This is a genomic window from Streptomyces sp. NPDC091682, from assembly GCF_044756625.1.
Taxonomy (GTDB): Bacteria; Actinomycetota; Actinomycetes; order Streptomycetales; family Streptomycetaceae; genus Streptomyces.
In genome coordinates this window covers 447,675-453,776 of sequence record NZ_JBIVTH010000004.1, presented here as the reverse complement: position 1 = coordinate 453,776, position 6,102 = coordinate 447,675, and the positions used below count along the sequence as shown (strand labels likewise).

4 protein-coding genes are annotated in these 6,102 nt (G+C 71.5%); all 4 read right to left on the bottom strand.

What is annotated here, in order from left to right; genetic code table 11:
* On the bottom strand, positions 1-3,317 hold a 3,317-nt coding region (locus tag ACIQK6_RS12750; protein WP_402694770.1), incomplete at its 3' end, for a beta-ketoacyl synthase N-terminal-like domain-containing protein.
* 57 nt (positions 3,318-3,374) lie between these two features.
* Entirely contained in the window at positions 3,375-4,262 is an 888-nt protein-coding gene (locus ACIQK6_RS12745; RefSeq protein ID WP_402694769.1) for an alpha/beta fold hydrolase, read from the bottom strand.
* Positions 4,246-4,512 carry an acyl carrier protein gene (locus tag ACIQK6_RS12740; protein WP_329100018.1) on the bottom strand — a complete coding sequence of 89 codons (267 nt, stop codon included), beginning with the start codon at positions 4,510-4,512 and terminating at the stop codon, positions 4,246-4,248. Before ACIQK6_RS12740 ends, ACIQK6_RS12745 begins: the two co-directional genes overlap by 17 nt.
* Before the next feature lie 14 nt (positions 4,513-4,526).
* A complete protein-coding gene (locus ACIQK6_RS12735) occupies positions 4,527-5,828 on the bottom strand; it encodes an FAD-dependent oxidoreductase (protein WP_329100019.1) in 1,302 nt (433 codons plus the stop codon).
* Between the last annotated feature and the right edge of the window lie 274 nt (positions 5,829-6,102).

The following is a 6,102-nucleotide window of genomic DNA, read 5'->3' as shown; positions in this document are numbered from 1 at the left end:
GCCTCCACATCCATACCCGGCTCCAACATCTCCACCGGATAACCCGTCTTCTCCGCCACCACCTCAAGCAGCGCACCCAACACCGCCACATCCACAGCAACCGGAACCGGAGCCGGAGCCGGAGCCTCTACAGCAGGAGCCGGAGCAGGAGCAGGAACCACCACGACGGGGACGGAGACCTCCGGCTCGCTCGGCGGCTGCTCTTCCCCTCTCAGCGCCTCGATCAGGAGTCGCGTCGCGCGTTCGTGCGCCGACGTGATCGACGCGCCGTGCTGCTCGATGAGCCGCAGCGCGGCGTTCGCGTCGGGGTGGGTGCCGGAGCGAACGGACCGTTCCAGCGTGCTGACCGCCTCGCGGATCGTCTCTACGTGCGCGTCGAGGATCTCGGCCTGCAGATCGAGCCCCTCGCGGACGACCTCGCTCAGTCCATCGGCCGAACCCTCGGCCGGGACGGCCGGGGCCACGGCCGGCTGAGCCGTCGGCGGCACCTCCCGCACCGGCTCGGCCAGCGCCTCCTGGTACGCCGAACGCCGCGCGGCCGTCACATAGTTGATGCCGCGGAGCGGAATCGCCATGCCCTTGCCCGCCGGCACCTCCGGCACCGCGGCCGTGTGGTCGTCGATGCCCGAGATCGGGAGGCCGAGGACGGCCAGTTCGATCGCGGCGCGCTTGAGCGCGATCTCGCCGTCCTTGGCGGGGCCGCCGTCGACGGCTACGGTCACGACGCCCTCGCGGCCTTCGAGGACGCGGTCCACCAGATCCGAGAGCACCCGCTTGGGGCCGAACTCGACGAAGACCCGGAAGCCGTCGGCGTACATCTCCTCGATGCGGTCGGCGAAGGCCACCGGCCGCAGCAGCTGGTCGACGAGGGTGCGTCGGCCCGCCACCGTGTCGGCGCCGTAGGACGCGCCGGGCGTGTTCGCGTACACGGGTATGCGCGGCGCGGCCAGGTCGACGCGGTCGACGGCCGCGCGGAAGGCGTCGGCGGCGTGGGCGACGAACCGGGTGTGGAAGGCCGCGGATACGGGGAGCCGCTTCGCGGGGATCGTGCCGCTCGCAGCGTCCGCGACGAGGCGGTCGATCTCGGCGGTCGGCCCGCCGACCACGATCTGGCCGGGGGCGTTGATGTTGCAGACGGTCACGTCCCGGTAGCCGGCGACGAGGGCCTGCACCGCGCTCAGCTCACCGCGTACGGCGGCCATGGCGCCGGGGTCGTGGTCGGCGGAGGCGTTCGCGGGCGGGGCCATCGCGAGACCGCGGGCCTGGGCCAGCTCGGCGAATCCGGCGTCGTCCAGCGCGCCCGCCGCCCACAGCGCGGTCAGCTCGCCGAAGGAGTGGCCGATCACGCCCTGGGGCGCGAAGCCGAGCTCACGGAACCAGGCGAACTGGCCGGCGGACAGCGCGCCGATCGCGGGCTGCGCGAACTCGGTGCGCCGCAGCGACTCCTCCTGCGCCTTGCGCGTCGCGTCGTCGAAGGCCGGCGGCGGGAACACGACGCGGCCGAGGGTCTCGGCGCCGGTGGCGAACCGGTTGGCCCGGTCGTACGCGGCGAGTACCGGCGGGACGGCGAGCGCCGCCTGCCGGCCCATGCCGGTGTACTGGCTGCCCTGGCCGGCGAAGACCGCGGCGGCCTTCGTCCCGGCGGGCAGCGCGGAGCGCCGGTAGGTGATCCCCTTGGGGTGCTGCCAGGCGGTGGCGCCGGACTTGGCCCGCAGCAACCCGACCGCGGTGGCGCGCAGTTCGTCGAACTCCGCGTCCGAGCGGGCCACGATGCCGATCCGGGCGTCGCCGACCGGCACCCAGCCGAGGGGGTCGGGTGCGGAGCCCTGCTCCAGGCGGCGGGCGAGGGCCTCGGGGTCGGCCGCGTGCCAGAGACCGGTGCGGGCGACGGGGCCGAGCACCTTGGCGCCGGCGGTGTCGTGCTCCTCCAGGACCATGTGGAAGTTGGTGCCGCCGAAGCCGAAGGAGGACACTGCGGCCCGGCGCTTGTCGCGGCCGGGGTCGGCGATCCAGGGGCGGGCCTCGGAGTTGACGTAGAACGGGGTCTCCGCCGGGTCGACCGCCTTGCTGGGCTTCTCGACGTTGATGGTCGGCGGCAGGATCTTCTGGTGCAGGGCGAGCGACAGCTTGATCAGGCCGGCCGCGCCGGCGGCCGCCTTGGTGTGTCCGATCTGGGACTTGACGCTGCCGATGGCGGCGTAGCCGCGGGCTTCCTGCCCCTCGGCGACGAACGAGCCGAGGGCGGACAGCTCGGTGTGATCGCCGACGGCAGTGCCCGTGCCGTGCGCCTCGAAGAGCTCGACGGAGCCCGGCGCGACGTCCGCGTCCTCGTAGGCCCGGCGCAGGGCGAGCTGCTGGCCCTGCGCACGCGGGGCGTAGATGCTCTTGAAACGGCCGTCGCTGGAGGTGCCGATGCCGCGCAGGACGGAGTAGATCCGGTCGCCGTCGCGCTCCGCGTCGGCGAGCCGCTTGAGGGCGAGCATGCCGATGCCCTCACCGATCAGCGTCCCGTCGGCGGACTCGTCGAAGGGCCGGATGATCTGGTTCTTCGAGAACGCCGGGGTCTTGCTGAAGCACATGTACATGAGGATCGTGTTCTCGGCGTCGCAGCCGCCGGTGATCATCAGGTCGGCGCGGCCCTCGATCAGCTCGCTGACCGCGAGCTTGACCGCGGCGAGGGCGCTGGCGCAGGCCGCGTCCACGGTGCAGTTGGTGCCACCGAGGTCGAAGCGGTTGGCGATGCGGCCGGCGACGACGTTGCCGAGCATGCCGGGGAAGGAGTTCTCCTCCCACGGGATGTAGGCCTTCTTGAAGCGTTCGGCGACCTCGTCCGCCTCGGCCTCGCTGAGCCCGACGCTGCGGACCACTTCCTTCAGGACGGGCGTCTGCAAGCGCGCGGAGAGCGGCTGGGTCAGCGAGTTGGCGCCGGTGACGCCGAGGATGACCCCGGTGCGCGCGGGGTCGTACCATCGGGAGCCCTCGGTGCCGGCGTCGCGCAGGACGTCGCGCGCGACGGTCAGCGAGAGCAGCTGGAGGATGTCGGTGACCTCCAGGGTGTTCGGCGGCAGGCCGAACTCCATGGGGTTGAAGGCGATCTCGGGCAGGAAGCCGCCGCGCCGGGCGTAGGTCTTGTCCTCGGCCGCAGGGTCCGGATCGTAGTAGTCGTCGAGGTTCCAGTGACTGTCCGGAACGTCCTCGATGCAGTCGTTGCCGTCGACGATGTTGTGCCAGAACTCGCGCAGGTTGCGCGACTGGGGGAACAGGCCGGCCAACCCGACGATGGCGATGGGGGTCTCGGCCAGACGTGAGTGGTGCACGACGGTCCTCTCATTCAAGTGCCGCGGGTGGGCAGGGCACGGATGCACAAGGTGTGTTCAGACGACGGCGGAGCCGGCCAGCAGGCCGGCGAGCACGCTCACGGCTCCGGGGTCCCGGAGCATCGTGTAGTGGTCGCCGGGGACGCCCGTCTCTCGTACGGGGTGGCTGCTGAGGCCGCTCCAGCCGAGGTCGCCCTCGTCGGGGAGCAGCGAGCGCTCCGGCTTGACGAGGGTGAGGGGCCGGTCGAGCGGGCCGGGCTCGTACGGGGCGGTGCAGCGGTTGTTGCGGGACAGGCCGCCCTGGTAGGCGGCGTACAGCTTGCGCAGTCCGGCGAGCTCCGTGCCTTCCGGCAGGAGGCCCTGGGCGATGGCCGCGGCGAGCACCTGGGGCAGTCCGTCCTCGGGTGCGGCGAGGGGCGGGACGCTCACGGTGAACGGCCGGCGGCGCTTGGCGCCGAGGTACATCGTGAACCAGTCGAGGAGCATCGCCGCGTCGAGCAGTTCGTCGGTGCGCTTGAAGGCGGGAACGGGCGCGATGCTGTCGAGCAGGACGAGGTCCCGCAGGAGTGCGCCGCGCCCGGCCGCGTCGAGGCGGGCGGCGATCTCGTAGGCGACGACGCCCCCGAAGGACCAGCCGACCAGGGTGAACGGTCCCGAGTCGATCCGCGCCCCGGCGAGTTCGTCCAGGCAGCGGGCGGCCAGGTCCCCGATGGGGATGACCGGCGCGCGGGGGTCGAGGGCGGCGGCGAGGAACTCGGGGACGCTGCCCAGGTCGAGCAGGTACAGGGCGGTGTCCGCGGGCAGCCGCCCGGCCAGGGGCCCCCACTCACCGGCCGCGAGCGCGCCCGGATGTACGGCGCAGATCCGGTGGGCGGCCGCCCCGTCCGCGTCCCGCAGGGTGCGCAGGACGGGTCGGGGGGTGGTCGGGTCAGGCCGCCGCGACATTGCGCGCGCTCTCCTCGGCGATGTGCCCGGACAGCGCGGCGACGGTCGGGTGGTACCAGAGCGCGGTCGCCTCCAGTTCGAAGCCGAGCCACTTCTCCAGCTCACCGGCGAGGATGAGGGCTTCGGTCGAGTCGAGGTCGAACTCGTCGAAGTAGCGGTCTACGTCGATCTGGGAGGGCTCGACGTCGAGCCGGACGGCCAGCTTCTCGACCAGCCAGGCCTGTGCTTCCGCTGCGGTGACAGTCTGCATGGGACTACCTCGATTCACTTCTTGATGTCGCGGGGATTGATGTCACGGGCGATGGACTCGGCGGCCTTCAGTCCGGAGACGAATCCGGCCTCGTGGGAGCCGATCAGGTCGTGGCCGATCTTCGGCGAGTGGAAGTACGAGCCGGCGAGCTTGATCCGGCCGGTGTCGTTGACCGCGTAGATGGTGCGCTGCATGGTGCGCACGTCCAGATTGATGATCGGGTGGGTGAACGGCAGTTCGCGGATGACGAGTTCGTCGCGCGGGACGATCGGGGAGTCGAGCGTGACGAAGTAGTCCTTGCGGGCGGTGAAGCCCTGAAGCGAGTTCATGTAGTACGCGACCCAGGTGCGGGTGCGCCCGTCGACCGTCTTGAGTCCGTAGTTCCAGCTCTGCCAGCGCTCGCGGCGGGGCGGCATGGCGGCCGGGTCGGTGTGCAGGACGGCGCTGGTGGAGCTGTAGCGGACCTTGCCCAGGATGTCGGCCTGGAGCGCGTTGGGCGCTTCGAGCATCGCGAGGGTCTGGTCGGCGTGCGAGGCCAGCACCGCGTAGTCGTAGCGCTCCTCGCCGTCGGCCGTGCCGATGACCACGCCGTCCGCCTCTTCGCGGACCCGGGTGACCGGGCTGGAGGTGCGCACCTTGCCGTTGATGCCCGCGACGACCCGGCGCACGTACTCGATGCTGCCGCCGGCGACGGTCTTCCAGGCGACGGTGCGTCCCCCGAGACCACCCGGGTCGTGCGACATGAAGAAGGCGATGACGGTGGTGGCGGGCATCTCCCAGATGAGTTCGGCGGGCACCGACCAGACGGCGGTGGCGAGCAGCACCACGTAGCCGTACTTGAAGGCGTCGGAGTAGCCACCGCGCCGCAGGTACTCGCCGAGCGCCATGTCGGTGCGCTTGCGCAGGAAGTCGCGCGGCGCCTCGCGGTGGAAGCGCTCGGCGTCCCGCCACAGGGTGAGGAAATCGGCCGGATAGCGCTGCGCGATCTCCTCCTCGGAGAGTTCGAACTCGGACGTTCCGTAGTCGAGGCCACGGTCGAGGTCAAAGAAGTCGAAGCCGCCCGTGTGGTCCAGGGCGGGAGCGCCGAGCTCCTCGAAGAAGGCGGTGATCTGGGGATACGTACGGGAGTTGAACACCACGAAGGCGGTGTCGATGCCGATCGTGCGGCCGTCCTCCTCCTCGACCTCGACGGTCAGCGCGTGGCCGCCGGGCCGGTCGTCCTTCTCGTACACGGTGACTTCGACGTCGTCTGGCAGGTGGTGGGCGGCGGACAGTCCGGATATGCCGGCACCGACGACAGCGACACGGGTGGTCATGGCAGGCAGCCCTTCGGCTCGAGCGTTGATCGTGGAACCGGTCGCCTTGCGCGACGGCGGCTGGAGCGCAGAGGAGTGAGACCTCTGGGGGCGGAACGTCGCGTGTGTCTCCCGCGGCGACGACGGTTACGGCGGAGTGCGACAACAGCGGTGTGGGTGGTGACGGCGGCGGCGATGGCGGGCCGGCACGGCTCGAAACGTAGGGCGGCGGCCTGACGGGGGTCAATCGGCGCATCGCGGATGCGCGGGTCGCCATCGGAAAGGCCGATGGCGG